The sequence below is a fragment of the Halomonas sp. genome, assembly GCF_052095695.1.
Classification (GTDB): domain Bacteria; phylum Pseudomonadota; class Gammaproteobacteria; order Pseudomonadales; family Halomonadaceae; genus Vreelandella.
In genome coordinates this window covers 1-25,955 of sequence record NZ_JBQDLQ010000011.1, presented here as the reverse complement: position 1 = coordinate 25,955, position 25,955 = coordinate 1, and the positions used below count along the sequence as shown (strand labels likewise).

24 protein-coding genes are annotated in these 25,955 nt (G+C 53.3%); 9 read left to right on the top strand and 15 right to left on the bottom strand.

Annotated elements, in window-relative coordinates; genetic code table 11:
• Window positions 1-64: 64 nt before the first annotated feature.
• The 3 genes from ACTH5D_RS03640 to ACTH5D_RS03630 are packed head-to-tail and all read left to right on the top strand — an operon-like array spanning window position 65 to window position 3,058.
• Window positions 65-1,246 carry an ABC transporter ATP-binding protein gene (locus tag ACTH5D_RS03640; protein ID WP_441668485.1) on the top strand — a complete coding sequence of 394 codons (1,182 nt, stop codon included), beginning with the start codon at window positions 65-67 and terminating at the stop codon, window positions 1,244-1,246.
• Window positions 1,247-1,281: 35 nt separating this feature from the next.
• On the top strand, window positions 1,282-2,190 hold the full coding sequence (locus tag ACTH5D_RS03635) for an ABC transporter permease subunit (RefSeq protein WP_441668483.1): 909 nt from the start codon (window positions 1,282-1,284) through the stop codon (window positions 2,188-2,190).
• Between the two features lie 28 nt (window positions 2,191-2,218).
• Window positions 2,219-3,058: an ABC transporter permease subunit gene (locus ACTH5D_RS03630; RefSeq protein ID WP_441668481.1), complete on the top strand. Its 840-nt coding sequence runs from the start codon at window positions 2,219-2,221 to the stop codon at window positions 3,056-3,058.
• A 6-nt stretch (window positions 3,059-3,064) separates the two neighbouring features.
• On the opposite strand, the gene ACTH5D_RS03625 is transcribed toward ACTH5D_RS03630, so the two are convergent.
• On the bottom strand, window positions 3,065-3,274 hold the full coding sequence (locus ACTH5D_RS03625; protein WP_441668479.1) for a CPXCG motif-containing cysteine-rich protein: 210 nt from the start codon (window positions 3,272-3,274) through the stop codon (window positions 3,065-3,067).
• A 129-nt stretch (window positions 3,275-3,403) separates the two neighbouring features.
• Between ACTH5D_RS03625 and ACTH5D_RS03620 the strand changes: the two genes are divergently transcribed.
• Window positions 3,404-3,832, top strand: coding sequence for a DUF3617 domain-containing protein (locus tag ACTH5D_RS03620; RefSeq protein ID WP_441668477.1), 429 nt, complete (start codon window positions 3,404-3,406; stop codon window positions 3,830-3,832).
• 146 nt (window positions 3,833-3,978) lie between these two features.
• Here the strand turns inward: ACTH5D_RS03620 and ACTH5D_RS03615 are convergent, their stop codons facing one another.
• The gene (locus ACTH5D_RS03615; protein WP_441668475.1) at window positions 3,979-7,101 is read right to left on the bottom strand and encodes an efflux RND transporter permease subunit; all 3,123 of its coding nucleotides are present in this window, start codon (window positions 7,099-7,101) and stop codon (window positions 3,979-3,981) included.
• Complete coding sequence (locus ACTH5D_RS03610) at window positions 7,101-8,183, bottom strand: efflux RND transporter periplasmic adaptor subunit (protein ID WP_441668473.1); 1,083 nt, start codon at window positions 8,181-8,183, stop codon at window positions 7,101-7,103. The genes ACTH5D_RS03615 and ACTH5D_RS03610 overlap by 1 nt, the downstream gene beginning before the upstream one ends.
• 94 nt (window positions 8,184-8,277) lie before the next feature.
• Between ACTH5D_RS03610 and ACTH5D_RS03605 the strand changes: the two genes are divergently transcribed.
• Window positions 8,278-9,462, top strand: coding sequence for an NAD(P)/FAD-dependent oxidoreductase (locus tag ACTH5D_RS03605; RefSeq protein WP_441668471.1), 1,185 nt, complete (start codon window positions 8,278-8,280; stop codon window positions 9,460-9,462).
• Between the two features lie 122 nt (window positions 9,463-9,584).
• Here ACTH5D_RS03605 and ACTH5D_RS03600 read toward each other — a convergent pair whose 3' ends face one another.
• The 4 genes from ACTH5D_RS03600 to ACTH5D_RS03585 all read right to left on the bottom strand — a co-directional run bounded on the left by ACTH5D_RS03600 (window position 9,585) and on the right by ACTH5D_RS03585 (window position 11,730).
• Window positions 9,585-9,896 carry a YqjK family protein gene (locus ACTH5D_RS03600; protein ID WP_441668469.1) on the bottom strand — a complete coding sequence of 104 codons (312 nt, stop codon included), beginning with the start codon at window positions 9,894-9,896 and terminating at the stop codon, window positions 9,585-9,587.
• Window positions 9,871-10,275, bottom strand: coding sequence for a phage holin family protein (locus tag ACTH5D_RS03595; RefSeq protein WP_441668467.1), 405 nt, complete (start codon window positions 10,273-10,275; stop codon window positions 9,871-9,873). Before ACTH5D_RS03595 ends, ACTH5D_RS03600 begins: the two co-directional genes overlap by 26 nt.
• Window positions 10,275-10,607, bottom strand: coding sequence for a DUF883 family protein (locus ACTH5D_RS03590; RefSeq protein WP_441668465.1), 333 nt, complete (start codon window positions 10,605-10,607; stop codon window positions 10,275-10,277). Before ACTH5D_RS03590 ends, ACTH5D_RS03595 begins: the two co-directional genes overlap by 1 nt.
• A 79-nt stretch (window positions 10,608-10,686) precedes the next feature.
• Complete coding sequence (locus ACTH5D_RS03585; RefSeq protein ID WP_441668463.1) at window positions 10,687-11,730, bottom strand: phospholipase A; 1,044 nt, start codon at window positions 11,728-11,730, stop codon at window positions 10,687-10,689.
• 155 nt (window positions 11,731-11,885) lie between these two features.
• Between ACTH5D_RS03585 and mscK the strand changes: the two genes are divergently transcribed.
• The gene (gene mscK / locus ACTH5D_RS03580) at window positions 11,886-15,257 is read left to right on the top strand and encodes a mechanosensitive channel MscK (RefSeq protein WP_441668461.1); all 3,372 of its coding nucleotides are present in this window, start codon (window positions 11,886-11,888) and stop codon (window positions 15,255-15,257) included.
• On the opposite strand, the gene ACTH5D_RS03575 is transcribed toward mscK, so the two are convergent.
• From ACTH5D_RS03575 to ACTH5D_RS03565, 3 genes are read right to left on the bottom strand one after another with little or no spacing between them, the layout of a single operon-like run.
• Window positions 15,254-16,012 (bottom strand): TlyA family RNA methyltransferase, encoded by a 759-nt coding sequence (locus tag ACTH5D_RS03575; protein WP_441668459.1) that lies wholly within the window; start codon window positions 16,010-16,012, stop codon window positions 15,254-15,256. The two genes, mscK and ACTH5D_RS03575, sit on opposite strands and share 4 nt — an antisense overlap.
• A gap of 41 nt (window positions 16,013-16,053) precedes the next feature.
• Window positions 16,054-18,102, bottom strand: coding sequence for a hypothetical protein (locus ACTH5D_RS03570; protein ID WP_441668457.1), 2,049 nt, complete (start codon window positions 18,100-18,102; stop codon window positions 16,054-16,056).
• 30 nt (window positions 18,103-18,132) lie between these two features.
• Entirely contained in the window at window positions 18,133-19,356 is a 1,224-nt protein-coding gene (locus ACTH5D_RS03565) for an ATP-grasp domain-containing protein (RefSeq protein ID WP_441668455.1), read from the bottom strand.
• 219 nt (window positions 19,357-19,575) lie between these two features.
• On the opposite strand from ACTH5D_RS03565, the gene ACTH5D_RS03560 reads away from it, so the two are divergent.
• The 3 genes from ACTH5D_RS03560 to ACTH5D_RS03550 all read left to right on the top strand — a co-directional run bounded on the left by ACTH5D_RS03560 (window position 19,576) and on the right by ACTH5D_RS03550 (window position 21,310).
• On the top strand, window positions 19,576-19,905 hold the full coding sequence (locus ACTH5D_RS03560; protein WP_441668453.1) for a DUF1820 family protein: 330 nt from the start codon (window positions 19,576-19,578) through the stop codon (window positions 19,903-19,905).
• A gap of 85 nt (window positions 19,906-19,990) precedes the next feature.
• Window positions 19,991-20,626: a TIGR04211 family SH3 domain-containing protein gene (locus tag ACTH5D_RS03555; RefSeq protein ID WP_441668451.1), complete on the top strand. Its 636-nt coding sequence runs from the start codon at window positions 19,991-19,993 to the stop codon at window positions 20,624-20,626.
• A gap of 51 nt (window positions 20,627-20,677) precedes the next feature.
• Window positions 20,678-21,310, top strand: a complete 633-nt coding sequence (locus ACTH5D_RS03550; RefSeq protein ID WP_441668449.1) for a thiopurine S-methyltransferase — start codon at window positions 20,678-20,680, stop codon at window positions 21,308-21,310.
• Between the two features lie 41 nt (window positions 21,311-21,351).
• Here the strand turns inward: ACTH5D_RS03550 and ACTH5D_RS03545 are convergent, their stop codons facing one another.
• From ACTH5D_RS03545 to cysP, 5 genes are read right to left on the bottom strand one after another with little or no spacing between them, the layout of a single operon-like run.
• Window positions 21,352-21,945: a YajG family lipoprotein gene (locus ACTH5D_RS03545; RefSeq protein WP_096279100.1), complete on the bottom strand. Its 594-nt coding sequence runs from the start codon at window positions 21,943-21,945 to the stop codon at window positions 21,352-21,354.
• Window positions 21,946-22,005: 60 nt separating this feature from the next.
• Complete coding sequence (locus ACTH5D_RS03540) at window positions 22,006-23,100, bottom strand: sulfate/molybdate ABC transporter ATP-binding protein (protein WP_441668447.1); 1,095 nt, start codon at window positions 23,098-23,100, stop codon at window positions 22,006-22,008.
• Window positions 23,097-23,924, bottom strand: coding sequence for a sulfate ABC transporter permease subunit CysW (gene cysW / locus ACTH5D_RS03535; RefSeq protein ID WP_441668445.1), 828 nt, complete (start codon window positions 23,922-23,924; stop codon window positions 23,097-23,099). Before cysW ends, ACTH5D_RS03540 begins: the two co-directional genes overlap by 4 nt.
• A complete protein-coding gene (gene cysT, locus ACTH5D_RS03530) occupies window positions 23,924-24,778 on the bottom strand; it encodes a sulfate ABC transporter permease subunit CysT (protein ID WP_441668443.1) in 855 nt (284 codons plus the stop codon). The genes cysW and cysT overlap by 1 nt, the downstream gene beginning before the upstream one ends.
• Before the next feature lie 26 nt (window positions 24,779-24,804).
• Window positions 24,805-25,815, bottom strand: a complete 1,011-nt coding sequence (gene cysP / locus ACTH5D_RS03525; RefSeq protein ID WP_441668441.1) for a thiosulfate ABC transporter substrate-binding protein CysP — start codon at window positions 25,813-25,815, stop codon at window positions 24,805-24,807.
• Window positions 25,816-25,955 lie beyond the last annotated feature (140 nt).

Below are 25,955 nucleotides of genomic sequence, written 5' to 3'. Positions count from 1 at the left end.
CGTGCTTGTCTCGCTGTTTGTCTTTAAACGCTCGGGTTTTCGGGCTTTTTGATGGGAGTGGCGAATGGTCACTACGCCCCTGTCGAACGAGGCTTCATCCACCGCATCTATCAGCACGACGGCACCACGCGCCCAGGGCAAGACCCCGCGATTTGCTGAAGATGTCGTGCTGGAAGTTAAACGCTTAAGCAAGCGCTTTGATGATGCGCTGGCGGTGGATGATGTCAATTTGCAGGTTAAACGCGGTGAAATTTTCGCGCTACTAGGTGGTTCTGGGTCGGGTAAATCAACGCTGCTGCGAATGCTCGCAGGTTTTGAGACACCTACCGAAGGCCGCATTTTATTAGACGGTGACAATATCACCGCGATGCCGCCGCACAAGCGGCCTATTAACATGATGTTTCAGTCTTATGCACTGTTTCCGCATATGACGGTAGCGCAAAACATCGCTTTTGGTTTGAAGCAGGACAAGCTTTCTAAAGCGGATATTGATGTCCGCGTAGCGCAAATGCTAAAGCTGGTGCATATGGAGCGCTTTGCCAAGCGCAAGCCACACCATTTGTCGGGTGGTCAGCGTCAGCGGGTGGCGTTGGCGCGCTCGCTGGCTAAACGGCCCAAAATTTTATTGCTAGATGAGCCCATGGGCGCACTGGATAAAAAGCTGCGTACTGAGATGCAGCTAGAGGTCGTCGAGATTATCGAGCAGGTAGGCGTTACCTGCATTATGGTGACTCACGACCAAGAAGAGGCCATGACCATGGCGGATCGCGTAGCGATTATGGCCGATGGTTGGATTGAGCAAGTGGGCTCTCCGGTGGATATTTATGAAAGTCCGGTTAGCCGCATGGTGGCTGAATTCGTCGGCACGGTGAATGTCTTTGAAGGCGAAATCATCGAAGATGCCGCCGATCATTGCCGAATTACTGCCCCCGCGCTCGAGCGGCCTATTTATATCGATCATGGTATTACCACCCAGGCGATGGACCGGCGCGTGTGGGTTGCACTGCGCCCTGAAAAAATTTGGTTAACGCGTGAAAAGCCTACGACGGAATATAACTGGGCAGAAGGTAGGGTGGACGATATTGCTTACCTAGGTGGGTTCTCGCTGTATTACGTGCGCACACCTTCCGGCCAGATGATCAAGGTCAGTATGGCTAATACCGAGCGTCACGGTGATCGGCCTACCTGGGAAGACCGCGTGTATGTCTACTGGGAAGACCACAGCATTATTGTGTTGAATCGCTAGATGGGCGCCTTTTTAACTGCGAGGGGATTGCCTAAATGAAGCCATCTCGTTCTTCAGTGCTGCTCAAACGCTGGCAGCTGGGGCGTCGGGCGGTGATTGCGTTGCCGCTAGTTTGGTTGGCACTGTTTTTCTTACTGCCTTTTGCGCTGGTGCTCAAAATCAGTCTGTCTGACGCGGCGGTGGCCATTCCACCGTATGGCCCGTTACTGGCATACGCTGATCAGACCCTGCATGTATTTCTGAATGTGGGTAATTATATTTTTCTGTCCTCCGATTCGCTGTATATTGCTGCTTATTGGGGCTCAGTAAAAACCGCTTTTATATCCACAGCTGCCTGCTTGCTGATTGGCTATCCGATGGCCTATGCAATGTCGCGGGCGTCAGCTCGCTGGCAACTGCTTTTATTGCTGCTCGTGATGCTACCGTCATGGACCTCATTTTTGATTCGCGTCTATGCCTGGATGGGTATTTTAAGTAACAGCGGTCTCATTAATAATTTGCTGATGGGGCTTGGGCTCATCGAATCGCCATTGCGCATGATGAATACCCAGTTTGCGGTCACTATCGGCATTGTGTATGCCTACCTGCCGTTTATGGTGTTGCCACTGTATGCTCATCTCACGCGGATGGATAACTCGCTGCTTGAAGCCGCCGCCGACCTTGGTTCGCGTAAGCTGAATACCTTCATCAAAGTGACCCTGCCGCTTTCGGTGGGCGGTATTGTGGCAGGCTCAATGCTGGTGTTTATACCGGCAGTAGGCGAGTTTGTCATTCCTGAGCTGCTTGGCGGCCCCGATACGTTAATGATTGGCAAAGTATTGTGGGAAGAGTTTTTCCTTAATCGGGATTGGCCTGTCGCTTCGGCGTTAGCCATTGTCATGTTATTGCTGCTGTTGGTGCCAATCGTTTGGTTCCATCGCTATCAGTCGCGCGAACTTGAATAGTGGATGTTTGCATAATGAGCCATGAGGAATGAGGTTGGTGCGGCGAATTAACTTTTCGACGGTCATGCTAGTGCTTGGGCTGCTGTTTCTCTATCTGCCGATGGTGGTGCTGGTCGTCTATTCGTTTAATGAATCCAAGCTCGTCACGGTATGGTCTGGCTTTTCAGCGAAATGGTATGGCGAGCTGTTTCGGGATCAGCAGATCTTGTCGGCCGTGTGGACAAGCCTGAAAATAGCCTTTTTCGCGGCGAGTATGGCAGTTTGCTTGGGCACAGTAGCGGCTTTTGTAATGACGCGCTATGGACACTTTAGAGGTAAAACGGCGCTTTCCAGTATGGTCACCGCGCCGCTGGTGATGCCGGAGGTGATTACCGGTCTGTCGTTGCTGTTGCTGTTCGTGCAAATGGCGCAGATTACCGGATGGCCTGCCGATCGGGGTATGGCGACTATCTGGATTGCCCATACGACCTTTTGCAGTGCCTATGTGGCAGTTGTGGTGGCCGCTCGGCTGCGAGAAGTGGATCGTTCAATTGAAGAAGCCGCCATGGATTTAGGCTCACCGCCGTTGAAAACGTTTTTTTTCATCACGCTGCCGATTATTGCGCCTGCGCTGGCTGCAGGCTGGCTATTGGCCTTTACGCTGTCGCTCGATGATTTGGTGATTGCCAGCTTTGTCTCCGGCCCTGGGGCAAACACGCTACCGATGGTGGTGTTTTCATCGGTGCGTCTAGGCGTGTCGCCGAAGATTAATGCGCTGGCGACGTTGATTATTTTGGTAGTGTCGCTTGCGACCTTATTGGCGTGGTTCTTTATGCGGCGCAGTGAAACTAAACGCAAACAGGCCGTTAAGCAGGGCGATGCGGCTTAGCTATCATTACATAACGTCGTCATCGCGGCCCGCCACAACGCTTTCAAGTCCGCCATTCATAGGGGAGACGATAATCTGCAGCTGGATAGGTGAGCAGCACTGATGACAATCTTCCCAAGTGTCGTGGCTACCCTGAGAAACATCAATTACGAAGGTCAGCGGTGAATCGCAGTAAGGGCAGTGTAAGTCATAATTAATCAGTGCATCGTCATGCATCGTTAACTACCTTTTAAGCGGATGTATCAAAGCGCGTAAGTGTAGCAGTCTGATGGCTAGGTGAGGCATCGACGAATGGAATCAGGTAGGATATTCGCAGGTTCCTAAAGCAACGCAGTGAGAGTAGCGATGATGTTACGTAACATGGCAGTAGCGGCCCTGGTGGCCTTTCCGATGGTCGCATTGGCTGAGACCCCCAACGTGAAGCCTGGTGAGTGGGAATTTGTGAGCACCACCAGTATTAGTGGCGAAATGGACATCCCGGATCAAACGGAAACCGAGCGTCAGTGCATTACTCAAGAAGAGCTTGAAGGCTCAGAGTTTGGCTTTATCGAAGAAGAAGAAGGCTGTGAGTTACTTGACCAAGATATGAACGCCGATGGTCTAACGTATAGCATGGTATGCCGTGCTGAAGGCGGTGAAGCCACGATTGATGGCGAAATGCGTTTTATGGGCGAGCTGATTGAAGGCAACGTCGATATCCTTACCCAGTCTCCAATGGGTGAGCTGAGCATGAATACGGTCATTGAAGGCGAGCATGTCGGTGAGTGTGAATAACCGCCAGGCTTGAAGTGCCATCAGTCTTGAAGTGCCTCAGTCTTGAAGTGCCTCAGTCTTGAAGTGCTTAGCATCAAGGGCGGTCCGTTAAGGGACGCCCTTTTTTCGGCGCCTGTTAACGTTCCAGCGGCTCGCTTTGTAACTGACTAGTTGAGTTCAGGGGGGGGCGGTGTGCCGACGATCTCATCCTCTAGCTGGCGTTTGACTGCCCCTGGCGAGCCTGTATAGCGTGCCAACAGGTCATAAGCCACGGGAACGACAAAGAGTGTAAACAGCGTAGCAGAGCCTACGCCCGCCATGATCACGGTGCCGATAACAAGACGCGATTCTGCGCCCGGCCCGGTTGAAATTATCAGCGGAATAGCGCCGGCCATTGTGGTCACTGCGGTCATCAAAATAGGCCTCAGGCGCGTCACGGAAGCTTCAATTAGCGCCGCTCTAAACGCAACGCCTTCATCGCGGAGCTGGTTGGCAAACTCGACAATTAAAATACCGTTTTTAGCCGCCAAGCCAATCAGCAACACTAGCCCCACCTGGCTGTAAATATTTAACGACTGGCCGCTTAGCAGTAGGGCAAGCAACGCGCCACTCATGGCTAATGGCACCGTGAGCATGATTACAAACGGGTGAATCAGGCTTTCAAACTGCGCCGCTAACACTAAAAAGACTACCAGCGCACCGAGTATCAGCAGAAAGGCAGTGGCGCCTCTGGCCTGTTGGAAGTCGCGCGAGGCGCCTGCCACATTGGTTTGCGCCTCGGCTGGCAGCAGCTCAGCAGCGCTTTCTTCCAGGTACGCTAGCGCCTCGCCCAAGGGATATCCGTCGGCTAGGTTGGCTTCAATGGTGATTGATCGAATGCGGTCAAAGCGATTCAACGCGCTTGCGCCCGCAAAGTCAGAGAGCGTAACAAGGCTGGCCAGCGGGATAAGTGCGCCTGAGCGTGCCGAGCGCACCTGAATGTTATCCAGCGCGCGTGGGCTGTTTTGGCTGCTGCGATCACCCTCCAAGATCACATCGTACTCTTCACCATTGTCAACATAGCGGGTGACATTGCGCCCACCCAGCAATACTTCTAGTGTTCGGCCTATTTCAGTGACGGTTACGCCGAGCGCAGCGGCTCGCGGGTAATTAATATCCACGCGCAGCTGAGGCTGTGTTTCGTTGTAATTGCTCTCTAGCGCCATTAAGTTCGGATTGTTTTCACGCACGTGGTTGATCAGCGTATCGCGCCAGCGGGCAAGCTGCTCGTAAGTACCGCCTCCCAGCACAAACTGCACCGGTTTTTGAGTGCGCTGCCCAAAGCCTTGGCGCATGACCGGAAAGGCCTGTACGCCCGGCAGCGTGCTGAGGGTTTGGCGCACCTCGGCCATAATTTCCCACGCACTGCGTCGACTTCCCCAGTCGGCCATGTTGACAATAATAAAGCCGCTATTGAAGTTCTCAATATTGCCGTAGCCGCGTGGGGCACGTACTACCACGCGTTCCAGTTCACCACTGGCGACCAGTGGCGCCAGCCGGGCCTCTATTTCATCCATGTAATCCATCATGTAGCTGAAGGTAGCGCCTTCGGGTCCGTTCACTAACACGATGAAGTTGCCGCGATCTTCTTGTGGCGTGTACTCATTCGGCAGCGCCGTGGCGAGCCAAGCGGTGGCGGCAATCAGTAGGATAAACATAGTCACGACCAGCCAGCGCATCCTAAGCATCCACTCCAAGGATTTTTTATAGCGGCGCTGTGTGCCGTTAAGCAAACACTGTACCGACTTACCAATACGGCTATCGTGCATGCCGGGCTTAAGAATTTTTGAGGCCATCATTGGCGTTAGCGTCAGCGCTAATAGCGTAGAGATCACGACCGCCGCGGCCATGGTGAGCGCAAATTCGGAAAACAGCCGCCCAATATCACCTTGCAGCATGCTGAGGGGCACGAAAACGGCTACCAGTACGAGCGTGGTGGCAATCACCGCAAAGGCAATTTGCCGAGTGCCGCGAAAGGCTGCGACGAGGGGCGTTTCACCGTAGTCGTGCATACGGCGATTGATGTTCTCAAGCACCACGATGGCATCATCTACAATCAGGCCAATCGCCAGCACCAGAGCAAGCAGGGTGAGTAGATTGATCGAGAAGTTCATCGCGGCAAGGGCGGTAAATGCCCCAATAACCGCAATAGGTAGGGTGACGGCGGGCACCAAGGTCGTGCGTAGATTACCTAAAAAAAGAAAAATCACGACTACAACTAGGGCCATGGCAATAAAAAGCGTCATGACAACCTGATCGATGGCACCGGAGACGAATAGCGAAGCGTCGTAATCTAAACTCAGCGACATGCCTTCTGGCAGAGTGCCTTGTAAGCGTTCAAGCTCTATTTTTACCGCATCCGATAGCTCAATGACATTGGCTGTCGATTGCATGATCATGCCAAGGCCTACCATGGGAACTCCGTTGGAGCGGAATACCGTGCGATCTTCAACGGCGCCAACTTCAACGCGCGCAACGTCAGCAAGGCGCACAAGATAGCCATTGTCACCTTGAGTGAGCGCTAGACGCTGAAAGTCTTCGGCACTCTCAAAGCTGCGTGGAAGGCGAACAATAAACTGACGATCCTGTGATTCAATCGAGCCTGCCGGCAGCTCGACATTTTCTGCCCGTAGTGAATCTTCAATATCGCTGACGGTTAATCCTCGCGCGGCCAGCGCATTGCGATTAAGCCACACCCGCATGGCATAGTCGCTGCCGCCACCCACACGAACGCGTGCCACGCCTGGCTGAACGGAGAGGCTGTCGACCAAGAAGCGGTTAGCGTAGTCGGTCAGTTCAGTAATCGAGTAGTCTTCGCCAGAAAGGCTCATCCACACAACGATTTCTTCGCTACTGTCGGCTTTGGTGACTTCGGGGTTGTCAGCATCATCGGGCAGGTTGCGTAGCGCCCCGGAAATGCGGTCGCGGATATCATTGGCGGCGGCATCGATATGCATGTCTAGCGAGAATTCTATTTCAATCCGAGAGCGGCCATCCTCGCTTTGCGAGGTAATTAGATCAATGCCTTCCACCCCGGCAATGCGGTCTTCAAGCACCTGGGTTATGCGCGTTTCAACGACGCTTGCGGACGCGCCAGGATAGCGAGTATCAATCGTGACCACGGGTGGGGCAATGGTCGGATATTCTTGTAGCGGTAGGCGATTAAGTGCCATTAAACCAAAGGCAATAATGAGCGCTGCGATCACCATTGCCAGTACCGGACGCTGAACGGAAATATCCGATAATCGCATTAGCGGTCAGCCTCTAGCAGCGCTCGAATGCTAGTTTGGTCGTCAACGATACCAAGCAGGCGTGCCTCCTGGCCGTCTCGGGCCAACTGAAGTCCGTGAACTACCACGAGTTCGCCAGCGGCTAGGCCTTCCAAAATTTCTACTTCGCCATAGCGTCTTTCCCCAATCGAAACAATTCGCTTAGCTAGGCGCGTGCTATCTTCGCTTTGCTCGATAAGCATGATTGAGTGGCGGTCACCGCTGGGCTCAATGGCGGCTTCAGGAATCACCACCGCGTCGCGAACTCGCTGCTGAACAATAACTTGCATTAACATTCCTGGCCGCAGCCGGCCATCGGCGTTGTCGAGTAACGCTCGCACATTAACGCTACGCGTAACGGGGTCAACGCGCGTACCAATGGTGGCGATTTGGCCGTTAAAAATATCGTCAGGGTAGGTGGCGGTGGTGGTATGTAGTATTAGGCCTGGGGATATTCGGCCAAGAAACACTTCCGGCACACTGAAGTCGAGCTTCATTACATCCAGTTTATCGAGCGTCACCAAGTCCATTCCTGGTGTTACCAGTGCGCCGATGCTGATATTGCGAAACCCAACGCGGCCGCTGAAGGGCGCGCGCAGCCGATAATTTGCCAGCTGGGCTTCTATGGCTTGAATATCGGCTTCTGCTTGGCGCAGCCTCGATTGGCTATCTTCAACGTCGGCTCTGGCCGCTAGGTTACGTTCTTGTAATTGAAAGGCGCGGTTTGAGGCATTACGTCTTTCATCGCGTAATGCCTGAGAGGATCTTAGTTGAGCCTGTTCTTCGGTATCATCTAAGCGGATGAGTAGCTGTCCCTCTTCAACCTGCTCACCGTCTTCAAAATTGATCTGGGCCACGATCTCAGTCACCGTGGTGGAGAGCACGACACTTTCCTCCGCACTGAGCGTTCCTAGCGCCTCAAAAGGATCAGACCATGTGGTCATAACTGCACGCGTGCCGATGACAGAGGGCAGTAATTGAGCAAACGTTAGACTGGATAGCAACAGAGTGAGAGTAACTAGTATGAGTCGCGAAAATAGCCGTCGGCGAAAGAGGAAATGCATAGTTATCTCTGTGTTAGTCGATAATTTTAAGGCATGACCCTGTTAGACTGTTTGTTTTTACAGAGTTAAGTGGCCCTTTTATGAGCAGTTTCTTATGATTTATGACGTTGTCGTTATCGGTGCTGGAGCGGCTGGATTGATGTGTGCTGCTCAAGCGGGCTATGCCGGCAAACGTACCTTAGTACTAGATCATGCGAATAAAGTGGGTAAAAAGATCTTGATGTCCGGCGGCGGCCGTTGCAACTTTACCAATCTTGGCACTACACCACAGCACTTTTACTCGTTAAATCCGTACTTTTGCATTTCGGCGCTTCAACGTTATCGTCCTGAGCACTTTGTTGAGTTGATAGAACGACACGGCGTGGAGTACGTTGAGAAAGCACCAGGCCAATTATTTTGCGCTGTCTCGGCTAAAGAAATAGTGCGCACACTGATAACTGAGTGCGAATGGGCAGGGGTCGATATCCAGTTGAGTACACACATTAGCGCCGTAGAGCGAAAAGGCGATGCTATGCGGCTTAGCACGTCGGCGGGAGCGATTGATGCTGGGGTGGTCGTGGTGGCAACCGGAGGGCTTTCGATTCCAACCATGGGCGCGACTGGGTTTGGCTACGACTTAGCTCGCCAGTTTGGTTTAGAGGTTTTAGCGACACGGCCAGGGCTCGTGCCTTTTACGCTCAGCGATACCTGGAAAGACCGCGCGGCTCAACTGTCAGGCGTCAGTGTACCGGTAGCGGCAAGTGCCGGTGATCGTTGTTTTGTAGAACCCATGTTATTTACTCACCGCGGTTTATCCGGTCCTGGGATGCTCCAGATATCCAGTGTTTGGCAGCCAGGGAAAGGCATTAGTGTTGATCTACTCCCGAGAGAAAACGCGGCAAGCACCCTTCGCGATGCTCGCCAGCATACCCCCAAACGTCAGCTTTCCACATGGCTGGGCGAACGCTTGCCTAAGCGCTTGGCCCAAGCACTATTAGAGTGGTATCCCGAGGATGCTGCTGCACGGCCCTTGGCTCACTATTCCAATCAGGACTTGGATGCGTGGGCGCAACGATTAAATGCCTGGCAATTAAAACCATCTGGCACCGAAGGATGGCGTACTGCAGAGGTGACAATGGGAGGGGTTGACACCGATCAGCTGTCGTCAAAGACCTTTGCAGTTAAGGACTTACCGCAACTGCGTTTTATCGGTGAAGTCTTGGATGTAACGGGCGAACTGGGGGGGTACAACTTTCAGTGGGCGTGGGCCAGTGGAGTAGCCTGTGGGCAATCTTGCTAGGGCCTGACTAGATTAACTGCACCAAAGCCATCGAATGATAAAGTCGCTGCCAAGGTCTCGTTTATCAGTCAGTTAACGAAGCATTGGCAGCGGTTCACGCCGATCAGCTGCTCGCTATCGTTTTAAGTGGCCACTTTGGCTAATAGTTTTAGCTTTTTGAGCAGCATATAGCCCGCAAGAGCTTTCCTGCCTGCCGCCAGAGCGCCCCCTGGGTGGCGTACCAGCTTTAGCGCAGCAACGCCGCCGATGAAATACAGCGGCAGCTTGAAGCTTTTCCAGCTTTTATCCAGCGGTGACGTTGCCTGCTGTAAAAATGCACTTTCTATCAAGATGTCCACGCGCTGTTGTTCCAGCTCAGCAAGTAACTGTGCTTTGCGCTGAGCGCGACTCAAGGGCTCGGCAGGCGGTTCAGCTGTTTTTGCGGATGGTTTCATCCCCTGGCTCCTCAAGCAGTGCTCTATCAGCCGTAAGCTGTTTAAGCGTTTCTTTCAAGAGCGAGTGGCGCTTAGATTGGCGAATCGCAATAACAGCAAATAGCACGCTGGCGCCTATCAATACGGCGGCACTAACGGCAATAGCCGTTAAGCGATAGGTGTCCCAAAATAGTACGACGACTAGTGTCGTAAGCGTGGCAATGCCTAATAACAGCAGAACCAGACTTGCCCCCGTCAAAAGAAACAACACCACTAAGCGAGCGCGCTCTTCTTCTAGTTCAAGTACCGCCAAACGCAGGCGGGTTTCGCTATTAGCAATAAGCGAGTTCAGCAGGCGTTTGGCGGCAGAGAAGACGCGTTGGGTTGGTCCCAAGGCCATTAGCGACGACCGAGCAGCATACCCACAACTAGGCCTGCCGCTGCGCCAATACCAATACTTGTCCAGGGGTTGTCATGGACGTAACGATCGCAAGCATCGGCTTGATGAGTCAGTGAGTCGCGTGTTTCATCATAGATACGCTCACCGCGGGCTTCCAAACGAGCGCGAGTATCTTTAAGGCGGCGCTCGGCACGTGAGCGAAGATCGTTCATCTCACCGCTGGCATCCTTTGCCGTCGCGTTCATAAGTTCTTCAACCGTTTCACTCAAATGACGCAGGTCGTCTTTAAGTTGATCTGACTGAGAAGAGAAGGGGAGTTGACGTTTAGCCATGGTGTCTTTCCTTTGACGAGTGAATGATTAAGGCTGCTGTAAGCATAGCAGCCACATCATAAGAGACAAGTAAATGCTGCTATCGTTTCAACCCTGTCGCACTAAATAATGGATTTAAGCTAAAACCAATACTCAGACGATGAACACGGTTGTCATAATCTATCAGGCTTTCACCATAGCCGTAGTAATACTGCACATGCGCCCTCAGTGTATTAAACGCGGGCCAGCTATAATCAATTTGGGTGCCATAGTTGCCTGCACTTGGATTGCCGCGCAGCAGGCCGCTCATTTCATGATTATTATTAAGACGTTTCGCTAAGCGGATGTCGCCGTAACCCATAAAGCGTTCGATGTCCGGATTGTCGTCGTCTTCTTGCGACTCCGGTATCCGCCAGTGCGGCGCTAAGGTGAAGGCCCAGTCACCGCTCTGAAAGGTACTTTCAAGATAGACGCGGTTCCAGCTACGCGAAAGTGGGTCCGAGCGGCCGTTAGACTGATGATTAAACGAAACGCGATTGAGAGTGTTCACCCATCCGAACGCGCTCCAGGTGTTATCGAAGTCGACAAATATTTCGGGCTCGTAGTTGGTTTCCCGAAAGGGTGATGACGCCTCTGTGTTATAGGCCTGCCACCAGCTGCGCTGAGTGTAACCAAAAAAGACATCGCCACGATCACCAAACACCTGCTCGGCGAGATTAACCTTGGCGCTGAACTGGAATTTCAATTCCACGCTATCCACCGAGCCATCTTCCGAGATATTGCGGAAGTTTTCGCGGTTTTGGTTGCCGTTATAGCTGACTGGGAACAGGTAGTTGGTATGGTGCGTTGTAATCGAAAACGGATTGCGGCTCGACTCCTGTTCAAGCTGGCGGCGCTCGTTTAAATCTTCCAGTGCGGCTTCCTGGGGCAGCGGTTCCGCTGGTAATCCAAGCGCTGCGTCTTCGGGGCTTTTTACTTGCTGAAGCTGCTGGCGAAGCTGATACAGTTCGGTATTTAGAGTATTAATGCGTGCCTCAATTTCAGCCTGTGATTCAGCAAAGGCATTTGCACTCGCGGCGCTCACAGCAGTGGCGAGGCTGAGCAGCGTGATAAATTTTCGCAACGACTGTTTTCGGATGACCATCAAGGTGGCTCGCAAAATGATTGAAAAAGGCAAATGCCAAGATTGTTTCTATCACGCTACATCGTGAAGTCAATACCTCTGATTGCGCTGGCTATCAGAACGCCTGACAATAGGTTCATAATCCGTGTATACGGAGCTTTCGATGTCAACGAGGCATGAGTAACGTGGTTAGATACGCCGGTAAATGGTTAGTAACGTGTTTGTTTGTGCTGGCCATCAGCAGCACTGCTATTTGTCAAGCTTATGCCTCGCTTCAGACCGATGCGCTGGATGGCGTGCCCGAGCAAGCTGAACTGGCCTCAAGGCTCGCTCAATTAGAATCAAATGAAGGAGCGTTAACGAACCAGCAGGCCAGCGATAAAAAAGCCTTAGAGGCGGCATTAGATGCGTACGAGAGGCTGGCGTCTGTCGATGAGCGATTAAATGCCTTAGATTCACGTGTTGAACAGGCTCCAGAGCTGCTGGCAAGCTTACAGCGTGATTTAAGCGATGCTCAAGAAGCCTCGCAGCAGCTTTCAGTGGCTAATTTAAGCGATCGGCCGCTAAACGAGCTAGAAACAATGCAAACGCAGGCAGTGGTCGAACTTCAGCAACTGCAAAGCCAGTTAGCCGAAGTGAACTCACAGCTACTCGCTGCCCAGACGCTCCCGGAGCGCGCTCAGAAAAATATTGCTGAAATGCTTCAACGCGCGGAGAGTTTACGCCGACAGCACGATGAGCGCGAGGCTTTGTTAGCAGATCGACAGCTTTCTGCATTGAATGATGCGGCGCTGATTCAGCTACGTATTGAGCGAATGCTGGCCGATCGTGAAGTGAGCTTTAACCAGCGTGAGTTAAGTGCTAATAGTCGGCTACGTGAGTTAGCTCAACAGCGTCGCGATGTACTGATGCTGCAGATCGATTACCAAGAACAGCAGTTGGGCATGCTTCAAGGTGTGATAGATCAGCAGCGTCGCCTGGCTTCTGAACAGGCCATCGCTGACGCCGCGCGCGACGACCCGTTAATTGCTGCCGGGCATCCGGTGGTGCTGCAAGTACAGAAAACCAATCAAACCTTAAGCCAAGAGCTATTGCGTGCAACGGATCGTGCTAACAGCATTGTGCGCGAAAACATAGAGGCCCAGCGCCAGCTTGAGCATGTGCGACAGCTGCAACGCAGCCTCAATGAGCAGATTGATGCGATACGCGGCAGCCAACTGCTGTCGCGCATTCTGCGCGAACAGCGCCAGTCGCTGCCGCCGCTATCAGTGCGGCGAGGCTTGCAGGATGAAATAGCGGACCTGCGTTTAAAGCAGTTTGATTTGGTGCGTCAGCGAGACCAGCTTCGTCAGAGCGCACAGTTTGCCGAGACGCGCTTAGAAGAGGCGGGCATAGAGGCAACTCCGGGGTTGGTAGACTCACTTTCTCGGTTGTATCAGTCGCGTCGTGAGCTGGTTGAGCAGTTAGAGCAATCCTATGGAAGTCTGCTAAGCGCGGCGATTGAGCTTCAGCTTAATCAGCAGCAGCTGTTTATTACCACCAGCGAACTTCGTGAAACGATTGATGAGCAGCTTTTCTGGGTTGCCAATAGCCGCCCACTGGACTTTAACTGGTTGCGGCAATTGCCGCACAATTTGTTGGTAGAGTGGAGTGAAGGTGAGTGGCGCGCTATTTTGCCTACCCACTGGCAGGGCCTTTCTTGGAAAGTATTAAAGGGAGCGCCAGTTTTCTTACTTGGCCTCGTGCTAATGGGGTTACGACGCAAGATCAAAACGCGGCTGGCCGATATACATTCGCAAATTGGTCGGCTGAAAAGCGACACTCAGCTGCATACTCCCAAAGCAGTGCTGTTTAATGCATTGCTGGCACTTCCAGGTCCGCTCGCGCTAGCCGGCATTGGTATCGGGCTGCTTGAAGCGGCTGGGCCGTTAGCCACTAGCGTTGCGCCTGGATTACTTCAACTGGCCTTAAGCTGGAGCGTGGTGGCATGGGTACGCAGGCTGCTGGTGGCGGATGGCGTCGCTGAGCGCCACTTTACCTGGTCGCCGCAATATACCGCGCGGTTGCGTCAACTTCTGGGAGGATTAGGCGTTGCTCTGGTGCCGGTCATTGCGATTGCGACGATGTCGGATGAAATGGAAACGCCGTTAGCGCTGCGCCCCGTTGCCTTTGCACTCTTGTCGTGTGGCTTGTTAGCCATGAGCTGGTGGCTAGCGCAGTTAATACTGGCACATATCCCTGTATTTGGCGTGCGGCTATTTCGTTTATTGCTGGGGCTTGCGATGGCAGCGGTGCCGCTGATGTTGCTTGGGCTGGTGGTGTGGGGGTACGAATATACCGCGCTGCGCTTAGTGGGCAGGTTTGCTATTACGCTTTATCTGTTGGGATTATGGGTGGTGGTGGAAGCGACGCTGGTGAGAAGCTTGGCCGTTGCTGCTCGGCGCCTCGCTTATCGCCGTGCGCTGGCTCGCCGTCGCGCTCAGGTGCAGGAGGGTGCGGAAGGCGGGCTTGAAGTAGTCGAAGAGCCGCCGCTCGATATGGAGCAAATTAATAGCCAGTCATTACGGCTTTCCAAGTTGATTGTGCTAATTGGCTTCAGTGCACTGCTCTATTTAGTGTGGGCTGACTTATTGTCAGTGCTTGGCTATTTAGACCATGTATCACTTTGGGAATCTCAAGAGGGCGATTTAGTCGACAGCGTGCTATCCATTTCGGACGTCTTTGCTGCGCTGCTGGTCGTCGCGATTACCTTTATTATGGCGCGAAATCTACCCGGCCTGCTGGAAGTGATGGTGCTATCCAGGCTGTCGTTGAAGCAGGGTAGCGCCTATGCGATTAGCTCGCTGCTCTCTTATACCATCGTGGGCACTGGCGTGGTGATGGGGCTAGCCACGCTAGGCGTGTCTTGGGACAAACTGCAGTGGCTCGTGGCAGCATTGAGTGTGGGGTTGGGCTTTGGCCTGCAGGAGATTTTCGCCAACTTTATTTCTGGGCTTATCATTTTGTTTGAGCGCCCAATACGGATAGGCGACACCATCACGCTAGGTAATCTACATGGTACTGTCAGCCGTATTCGTATCCGTGCGACCACGGTTACCGATTTTGATCGCAAAGAGATCATTATTCCTAATAAGACATTTGTAACCGACCAGCTGATTAACTGGTCGTTGTCGGATAACGTGACGCGCGTGGTGCTCACCTATGGCGTGGCTCATGGCTCGGATATGCCCAAGGTGCACCAGCTGTTGCGCCAGGCTGCTGATGAAAACCACCGAGTGTTAACCGACCCTGAGCCTCAGGTGTTTTGTTTAAACTACGGACAGCACAGCCTTAATTTTGAGCTGCGTATTTTTGTTAATGACTTGGTCGACCGCCTGTTTGCCGCCGATGAAGTCAACTGTCGGGTAGATGAGCTGTTCCGTGAAGAAAATGTTCGCATAGCGTTTGAGCAGATGGATGTGTGGCTACACCGAGACCGGAGCGATGCGGTTAAGGTACAGTCTGCAGCGCGGCCGTCCTCAGACGTGCTGCGCCCTGATCCAACCTAAGCTTTTGTCGCTGCATGTAAAAGAAACTCGCGATTTCCGTCGCTGCCGGTGATAGGGCTCTCCTGCCAGTGGCGTATGGTGAGCCCGCAGTCGTGACAGGCGCCTCGAATGCTAGCCTCTACATCGGCAAAGAGTGTTGCATCGCGCACTACGCCGCGTTTGTCCAACGCGCCGGGGCTTAACTCAAACTGCGGTTTAACCAGTGAGATTAACTGCCCGTCAGGCGGTAATAGCGCGGCAATCTCGGGCAAAATTAGCGTTTGGGATATAAACGAAACGTCCATTATGGCAACGTGTATTGGCTGCTCCGCAAGAGCATGAGTGAGCGCCGTTGCGCTGCTCATGTGCCGTGCGTTGAGGCCTTCCAGGCAAGTAACGCGTGTGTCAGTGCGCAGCTTTTCTGCAAGCTGGCCATGGCCGACCTCCACGCCAATGACATGGCGAGCGCCGAACCGTAGCGCACAGTCAGTAAAGCCACCGGTCGACTGGCCAATATCCAAAACAACGCAGCCGTCAAAGCGAAGGCCAAGCGCTGTAAGCACTCCTTCCAGTTTCAAGCCTGCGCGGGATACATAGCGCTCCTCGGGGTCATCTTCAACGATAAAGCGAGTAGTGTCGGGCCATTTTTCAGACACTTTAGTGAGTACTCTGCCACTGTTAGCTAGGCTGACCCGGCCATGGCGAATCAGTCGTTGGGCGCGCGTACGTGAGTTGGCCAGCCCTAGGCTGACCAACAGTTGATCAAGTCGTATCATGAGTATATGGGGTGTCGTTAAGCGGCTCGGTTATCCCATGCCTAGGGTGCATTGGGGGCTAAAGGTACATTTGGTCCAGCATCTGCCTGGAGTTCGGTAGGCGGCAAGCGCGCAGCGCCCCAGCTACGGTGCAGGTAGTGTTTAACGCTTTCAAGCTCCTCGCTCGTCACTGAGACTATTTCACCACGCTCTAGAGGGTCATAGTGATAAATATACAGCCGCGAGACGAAGCGCTCAAAAGGTAGCGATGCTTCGCCAAAGCGCTCACCGTTGCCAGACGTACTGACGAGAACGCCGTTACCCCAGTCCTGCCCACTGTCATTGTTGGGATTATAGAAATAAACCCGCATGACGTCTGAAGGATCGAGAGACGCACGCAATATAGTAATCGCATGCCAGCCGATGAAGCGTGCTGCGCTATCGGTAATGGCAATACCCGCAGGCTGTGGATGAATCAGCGGCTGATCGCCATTGTAATAAGGATGATAGCAGGCGTAGAAATGGCGCACGAAATCATCCACATCGATTAGCTGACCCGTCGCTACATCGACATTAATTCGAAAACCACGCCCCGACCACCAGCCGTGGAACTCAGGGTTTACCCAACGGTGGGGGTCGCCTTCTCGGCCAATGCAGCGACGACCCATTTCTGCATAAATACGATCCAGGTGGGGCACCACAATCAGCGACACTGGATCGAGGTCCATCGGCAGCTCAGTAGCAACGCCAGACAGGCTTTCCATTGATGAGATGGCCTGCCCCTCAAAATGCATAATGATTTCGTCATCGCGTGCTGCCCACGCCACCATCTGTAGCAAATAGTCGGGGTCGTTATAGGCCCACATCGAAAGTGCGCGGGCAGATTGGCAGGTGGGGTTGTTACCCTGGCCAACCCCCAGCGGCAATCCCAGCATGCACAGCACGCCCTCAATGAGGCGCGCTCGAGGAGAAACGCTGTCGCCGTAAGCGAGATTAAGCCGAGACTGCGCCCACTCAGATAGCGGCAAGTTCAGCTGGCGCCACATTGCTGGCGCGACCGGCGGCTGGTAAAGAATGCCTCGCTCCAACATTAGCGCAAGCCCATAGACCGCCTGTGCTGTAGTAGGATAAACGCCGCCACGAATCAGCGCCTGGACCAGTTCGCGATAGCACAGCAGGCAGTCGCGGCCGGTAGATGAAAGGCCCAGCGCTTCAGAAAGCAAGTGGTCGCCTTCTTCCAGCAAATGCCTGAGCAGCACGGTATGGTAAGGCGATACTAGCCCGGTATCATGCATCGCTCGGGCAAAGCCGGTGGATTCAGCCTGTAAAGCGGCTTGATCCATGTGTTCAAGTCGTTCGCGATAAACGTCGACACCGGGATCTTCGCGACAGGTTTGGGTGGTGCCATAGAGAGAACTGACCAGTCGATCAGCGCCTTGGCCGCTAATGCCAAGATCAATCGCGGGATTAGCCTGGCACAGTGCAATCTGGGTAATCATCTGTTTGATCGAATCAACTTGGATCGGACGCTGCTTCAAAATGCGCCAAATCTCTTCAATCAGTTGATCAATGATGTGTTCGTAGCCAATTCTGTCGGCTAAATGCTGGAAAAGCTGGCGGGGAATAGTGGCCAGCCGGCCTTGGGTTTCGCGCTCCGCTTCGCTCGGCGCCAAAAAAAGCAGCCATAGATTGATGGCCATGACTTGCGTCAGATAATGGTGGGCATTCTCTTTGGAAATGAGCGAATGTTCGACATCGCCCTTGGCCACAGCGAGGAGCCTTAGTTCGCTTAATGCCTCAATCACGAGGACATTGGCATCCGCGCTTTTTAGCGCGAAGGTTGTCAGCGTAGGCACTAAATATTGAGGTGTTTCCCAATCTGAGCCTAAGAATACGCCAGCATCCTCATACGCTTTCGCGCGAGATTCTAGCCCATCACAGCCGCCATTCTGTAATAGCACGCGCCGCGCAGTGTCGAGTACGCGCGGCAGCTTAGCGGGCTTTGAGAACGCGGGCGCCTGCGAAAGCAGGCGCACAGCATCATCAAATTTGCTCAATAGTGCACTGAGCTTACTATCTTCCTGAGAAGACGCGAGTTGATCTGTCTTCACGGTGACTCCTTATCCCAGCATTAGCGGGGATTATACATAGAAGTCGAGATCTTCTTGGCGTTTTAGTAGATCGCGAATCGTATGTGCATCCTCGCCTTTAAAGTAGATCAGACCCCAGTGGGTACCAAACGCGGTGCGCTTGGTCACGGTTTCTTCTACCGGTGAGGTTAACTCATGAGACTCAAAGTACGGGTGATCTTCCGTTTCTTCCGGGATTTCCAGTCGGCTGACCACTCGGCGACGTGGGTAAACGCCAAAGCAACCGGCAAAGCCATTGGCATCGACTACTTCTTTCGGGAAGAAGTTTGCTACTTCTTCTTTGCTGCTTTTCGGGTCAAATACCAGCATAGAGGCTTGATAGGCATTGAAGCCGTAAACCCGCTCAAGCAGTTCAAATACTTTGAAGCCCGGCGGGCGGTAGGCAACCTCGCCAAAGTACATTTCACCATCGCTAGTGACAAAGTATTCCGGATGAATCAAGCCAAACTCAATGTCAAAGGCTTTGATAAGTTTTTCGATTTGTTGAGTAATTTGTTCGCGGTATTTTTCAAGCTCTGGAGACGCGGGCACAAACACTGAGTAACCCAACGTCACGTATTCAGAGATGTTCAGGAAGGCGATTTTACCATCGTGAATCCACGCTTCGACGGCAAATTCCCAGCCGTCCAGGTGTGATTCCATCAGCACCGGGAACTCTTCGTCGGGGATGGTATCTACTTCATCCGGCGTACGAATAACGCGGTGGCCTAGGCAGCCTGCTTTATCAAAGGCCTTGAGGTGGATCGGGTCGTTGGGGTCACCATCAAGCTTAAGCAGCGTTTGGTTAACCCGCTTGAGAAAGCGCACAACGTCTTCCTTGTCGTGGGCTTCTTCAAAGATACCTACGCGGATACCGCCTAGCTGTGCGCGGCGCTTCATGAGTGCCTTGTCGCGTAGCAGTAGCGACTGGCCGTAAATGCGCGGATTATCAAGCAGCACAGAGTTGATAGCGCCCGCCCACTCAACGGTTTCTTCGTAGAGAGGAATGGCGACATCAACGCCTTTTTCTTTGAGCGTCTGGGCGATCTCTATGGAGCGATCATTGAGGCGTTCAAAGTTCCAGGGCATGTAGGGAATATTGTGTTGTTGGCAATACTCTTCAGCCCAATCAGGTGCAACGACAATGTAGCGACGGTCAAAGTTGTCGGCCGCTTCAATCGCATTGAGGCTCCAGCCTAACAGGGCGATATAGCCCTTATTTGGATCCTTTTGCATGTTGATGACTCCTACTTGGTGAACGAACAGAATTGCCAGACTATTTACATCACCATACACGACGGCAGCTAGGCTCGGCTAATGAGAGGGTTGTCCGTAGTGCAAACGCAACGGGCGATTTAAATCATTAACGCTGGGATAGCTAAAGGCGTAAAGGGGTGTCTATGGTAAGCTAGGCGGTTCAACTTCATGTATAAGTGGCAAGAGGAATAGGCCAAGATGGCGGCCAAGCCGATCTACCGTGTAGTGGTTCACCAGCAGGGTGAAATATGGGATTTATACGTCAGAGAAATCTTTCAAAGCGAACTCTGGGGCTTTATTGAAGTCGAGGAGTTTGTCTTTGATGATGCTAGCCGCGTAGTGGTTGATCCTACGACTGAGAAGCTACAGCGAACTTTCGAGAGCGTTAAGCGAAGTTATCTGCCGTTGAATGCTATTGTTCGCATCGATGAAGTAGAACGTGAAGGCCCTTTAAAAGCAGTCAAAACCGATGCGCGGATAGCAGAGTTTCCCCGTCCCTTTCCGTTGCCACCGCGCGGAGAAGGGTAAACGTATAAGAAGCGCACCGCTAAGTTAAGCGATAAGCGCTGTTGGCTTCGTCCGCCTCGCAGCGTTTTAACCAGGACATGATGTCATGCACGTAAATAAAATTCGTACTCATTATTACGCCGCTGCGGCCGGTGTTTTGCTCAGTGTGGCGAGTATTAATGCTACTGCCCAGTCTGATAATCAGGCATGGGTAACCGATGAGCTTAGCACCTACGTGCGTAGCGGTCCGACCGATGGCTACCGCATTATTGGTACGCTTAATGCCGGTGAACAGGTCAATGTGCTGGAGACCAGCGGCAATTACACGCGGGTTCGCAACGGTGATGGCAATGCGGTTTGGGTTTTGAGCGATGAGCTTCAGCAAACCCCTAGTGCGGTCGAACAGCTGCCCGCGTTAGAAGCGCAGGTAGAAGAATTAACCGCTGAACTTGATGGAATTAACGACGCCTGGGAGCAGCGGGTTTCTTCAATGACTGAAACGCTAGACGTGCGCGAGCGTCGGATCGCGGAGCTTGAAGTCAGCAACCAAGAGCTCGATAGCCAATCAGAAACGTCCCGCCAGCAGGTGAGGGGGCTTCAGGCGCGCTTAGAAACGCAGGAAGAAGACCTTCTGATGCGTTACTTTATGTATGGAGGCGGTGTCGCGGGCGCGGGCTTGCTGGTGGGGCTGATTGTTCCACACTTGCCGCGTCGGCGTAAAAAGCGTGACCGTTGGTTCTAATTCGCTACGAATGAGCGTTTGAGTGATCACAAGCGGCAAGGCGGTTAGATAATGAGCGAGCAATGGCGCAAGCGCTGGCAGGAAGGGCGTATTGGTTTTCATCTGCAGCAAGCGCATCCGGCGTTGCTGCGTCATTGGGCCTCGCTGAATGTTGATGTCGACACTAAAGTGCTGGTGCCGCTGTGTGGTAAGAGTGTCGATATGCGTTGGTTGGCCGATATAGGCCATCCAGTTCTGGGTATTGAGTTTGCGCCTGAGGCGATTGAGCAGTTTTTGCTACAGCGCAGTACGGCGGTATCACGCTATAGCCAGGCTGGTTTTACCGTTTCCCGGCAAGGCAACGTCGAACTATGGTGTGGCGACTTCTTTCATCTGCACATTCAACAGGCCGCTGAGATTGGCGCGTTTTATGATCGCGCGTCGCTGATTGCGCTGCCGCCAGCGACGCGTCAGCGCTATGCGTTTCATCTTGCTCAATTGGTGCCGCCAGGTGCCAAAGGCCTGTTGATTAGTTTGTCACACAGCGAAGAGGGGGCTGGGCCACCCTACAGTGTGCCGGCCCGCGAGATTGCAAACCTGTTCAAAGCTAACTTCACGCTAACGTTTTTGGAGGAAGGTAGCCCGGATGAGCGTGGCCGAACGGAAAGTATATGGGCGCTGGAACGACGTGGGCCACGCCTATAGCGGCGTGGCCCGTATCAATAACACTAGGCAAGATAAGCAGATTAGCGAGCCAGCAGTCGACCTAGCTCAGGGTCGCTAAAGGCACGATTCATTCCATCACTGAGTAGATCGCTCAGCATACGCGCATTGCTGTCGGCGTCAGGCTTAAGCGCGTACCCCTGGGTGCGGCGTGATGTATAGGTACCGGTGTAGGTGGTGCCTTTGTTTTTTGCGATAGCGCGGAATACGCCTTCCAGGCGCGCTTCATCGACTAACGGCTGGCCGCTCTCGCCTCGAGCGTAGTTCAGGTTGGCCAGTTCTAGCGTTAGGCTCGGGCGCCCGTTGGCCGGCTCGGTGGTCGGGCTAAAGCCCATGTCTCGCACGGCGCGCTCGGCCTCTTCCTGCAAACGTGGAATCAGCTCGTGGCTGCTAACCGTAATCTGCGCCGTCGACATATTGCCGCCTGCACGGTTGCCGATAATGTCGCTATCGCGTCCATCTTGAGCAATCACCGTGACCTGTTGGCCTGAGCCGGTTTGCGGCACATCAGCGTTGCGCTCAGGGCTGAGCTGCAAATATTGCGGGCTAGCACAGCCGGCTAGCCATGCACTGGCAAGCAGTACACCTGACATGCGTATAAATTGACGCCGAAGCATGGTCTTCCTCCACGGTGGCTAAAATACCAGTATAACGCGCCCTGAACGTTGGCGGTATGCTCAAGCGAGGTGTGTTTGTGCCGCTGTATTCAACGCCGCCTTAGGGAAGCGTCGCCAGTGGCGCGGGTGGGCGAATAGGCGCTGCCCGCGGCGAAGCGCCAAGTGTTCAAAGTCAGTATGGCGCACGGTGGCCAGCCATGGCTGGGCTAGCCAATCTGCCTCCAACTCTACGCGCACTTCAGCTCCGACGGGCGAAATCGCGGTGATGGTGACCGGCAGGTGGCTTTCTGATGTGGGCTGCTCGGTTAGGCGCACTTCGTGGGGCCGTAGCAGTAGTTCCTCATGTCCATCCGGCAGGTCAACGTGCCAATAGGCGTCGCCGCAGGTTAATACGCCATTGCTGACGCTACCTTCTAGGTGATTGACCTCGCCTAGGAACTCAAACACAAAGCGATTTTTAGGGGCGCGATAAAGCTCATCAGGCGTATCAATCTGCTCGATACGGCCGTTGCTCATGACCACGACGCGGTCAGACAACTCCAACGCTTCTTCCTGATCGTGGGTCACAAATACGCTGGTGAAGTTGAGTTCATCGTGCAAATGGCGCAGCCAGCGACGAAGCTCTTGGCGCACCTTGGCGTCAAGAGCGCCAAACGGCTCATCTAGCAGTAGTACTTCAGGCTCGACCGCCAGGGCGCGAGCCAGCGAAACGCGTTGTTGCTGGCCACCTGAAAGCTGGGCAGGGTAGCGGTTTGCTAGATGCTCCAATTTGACCATTTCCAGCAATCTAAACGCCCGGGCGCGAATCTCGCCGCTGCTAGGGCGGCGTTTGCGAGGCAGAACGGTAAGCCCAAACGCAACGTTGTCATACACACTCATATGACGAAACAGCGCATAGTGCTGAAACACAAAGCCGATGCGCCTATCGCGCACATGCACATTGGTTACGTCGCGTTCGCCAAACAGAATTTTACCCGGCTGTACAGCGTGATCGGCATTTTCCAAGCCTGCAATAATGCGCAGCAAGGTGGTTTTTCCTGACCCTGATGGTCCCAGCAGGCCGACCAGTTCGCCTTCATGAATATCTAAATTGATAGGCTCTAAGGCCTGGGTGCTGCCAAAATGCTTGGCAATATTATGTAAACGGATGCTCATGCAAATGCCTCCCGGCGCGATGCGCGCCATTCCAGCCCAGCTTTGGCCGCGAGCGTGAGTAGGGCAATGAATGCGAGTAACGCTGCGCAGGCAAATGCTCCCACGGCGTTGTAATCCTGATAGAGCTGCTCAAGATGCAGTGGCAGGGTATTCGTTTTGCCGCGAATAGCGCCTGAGACCACGGAGACGGCCCCAAATTCGCCGACTGCACGGGCGTTGGTAAGAATGACGCCGTAAAGCAGCGCCCAGCGAATATTGGGCAGCGTGACGCGGAGAAAGGTGGTCCAACCTGAAGCGCCAAGCGTGACGGCCGCTTCTTCTTCACGAGAGCCCTGCGCCTGCATGAGTGGAATAAGCTCCCGGGCAACGAAAGGGCAGGTGACAAAAATGGTCACCATCAAAATACCGGGCCACGCGAACATCAATTGAATGTCGTGAGTATCGAGCCAGCTACCGATCCAGCCGTTGCGGCCATAAAGCAGCAGATAAATAAGCCCGGCGACCACTGGCGATACTGCAAAGGGAATGTCGATTAACGTTTGCAGAATGCGCCGCCCAGGAAAACTGAACCGAGTGACCAGCCAGGCCAGCGCAACCCCAAACACTAAGCAGACTGGAATGGTTAACAGCGCAATCATCAGAGTGAGGCCAATCGCATGCAGGGTAAAGGTGTTGCCGACATTCGCCCAGAACACCATCACACCTTGCGAAAACGCCTGGGCAAAAATGGCAATCAATGGCAATAGCAAAAAAAGTGCTGATAGCAGTAGGGCCGCGCCCACTAATAGGCGCCGGATAAATGGTGAATCCCCAATTCGACGCATTACCCTTTACCTCCGTGCAGGCGGCGCACAAAACGGCCCTGCCAAATATTAATAGCCAGCAGCAGGGCCAGCGATACAAATAGCACCACCGACGCAATCGCTGATGCGCCTGCATAATCATATTCTTGCAGTTTGACGAAGATCATCAGCGCGGTGATTTCTGTTTCGTAAGGCATATTGCCAGCGATAAAAATAATGGCACCGAACTCGCCTAGCGAGCGTACAAAGGCAAGCCCCGTGCCGGTCACTAGCGCAGGCCAAAGGTGGGGCATGATGACGCGACGAAAGGCGACCGCATCGGTTGCGCCCAGCGACATAGCGGCTTCATCGACTTCAATGGGCAAATCTTCCAGCACAGGCTGTACGGTACGGACAACAAACGGAATACTGGTAAACGCCATGGCGAGCGCAATGCCTACCCAGGTGTAGGCGACTTGAAAGCCCAGTGGTTCAAGTAATCGGCCCATCCAGCCGCTGCTGGCGTAAAGCGTGGCCAGCGTAATGCCGGCAACAGCAGTCGGTAGCGCAAAGGGCAGATCCATCAGCGCGTCTAGTAAGCGCTTGCCGGGAAACTCATAGCGTACCAGCACCCATGCCAATAACAGCCCAAACACGGCGTTAATCAGCGCCGCCACTGCAGCTGCGCCAATGGTGACCATGTAGCTTGCCACCACGCGACCTTCCGTAATGATGGCCCAGTACTCGGCAAGGCTAAGCTTTGCTAACTGGCCGAACAGGCCGGTAATCGGTAGCAGCAGCACCAGCGATATGAACAGCACGCTGATACCCATAGACAGACCAAAGCCCGGCAGTACGCGTGTGCTGCCGGTTCGCCAAGATGCGAGTTGACTCATAGTTGAGGCTTATTCATAGAGAGTTTTTAGCGACGCTGTAGCTGTTCAAGAATGCCACCACTACCAAAGTGAGTATTCATAACGTCCTCCCAGCTACCAAACACGTCTTCTACTTTTAATAACTCAATTTCCGGGAATTGATCAGCGAATTCTTCTACCACAGTCTCGTTATGCACGCGGTAATTGAAGCCCGCTAGCAGGCGCTGCGCCTCTTCCGTGTACAAGTAGTCCAAGTAGCTTTGTGCTAAGTCGCTGTTACCATTACGCTCGGCGTTTTCTTCTACCACGGCGACCGGAAATTCAGCTAAAACACTGATCGGCGGTACGATCACTTCGTAATCGTCGCTACCATATTCACGCCGAATATTGTTGACCTCGGACTCGAAGCTAATTAGCACATCGCCAATGTTGCGTTCGATAAAGCTAGTAGTTGCGCCACGACCGCCGGTGTCGAATACGTCGACATTAGCCAAGAACGTGCGCATGAAATCTTCAATCTGTTCTTCATCGCCGTCGAACTCGTTATCGGCAAAACCCCATGCTGCTAAATAAGTGTAACGACCATTGCCGGACGTTTTGGGGTTCGGAAAGACCATTGATACGTCTTCTTTTACCAAATCGTCCCAGCTTTCAATCCCTTTGGGATTGCCTTTGCGAACCAAGAAAGCCGTCGTGGAATAATAGGGCGACGCATTGTTTTCGAAGGCCTGCTGCCAATTTTCTGCGACGAGCCCGGCATCCGCGAGCACCTGCACATCGGTTACTTGGTTAAACGTGACTACATCGGCACGTAAACCTTGCAGGATGGCACGAGCCTGGGCAGAAGAGCCGCCGTGCGACTGGCTAATCTCAATTTCTTCGCCGTGCTCTTCTTGCCACTTCGCTTGAAACTCTGGGTTGATGGCTGCAAACAGTTCTCGAGCCACATCGAACGATGAGTTAAGCAGTTCACGCTCTTGCGCTGCTGCAGCACCACTGACGGTGACGCCTAGCGCGATGGCAATCAGGCTGCGGCTGAAAATGGCTGGCATTGACATGGACAAACTCCTATCGAGCGGTAGGCGCTTAGCAGCGCAATATTGGCAAGATTAAATCTATCAATGTGGAATTACAATCATGTTTTATATTCTATTTAAGAATATATGCCTGGCGGCCTATACGGCTGCTTAGTGAGTGG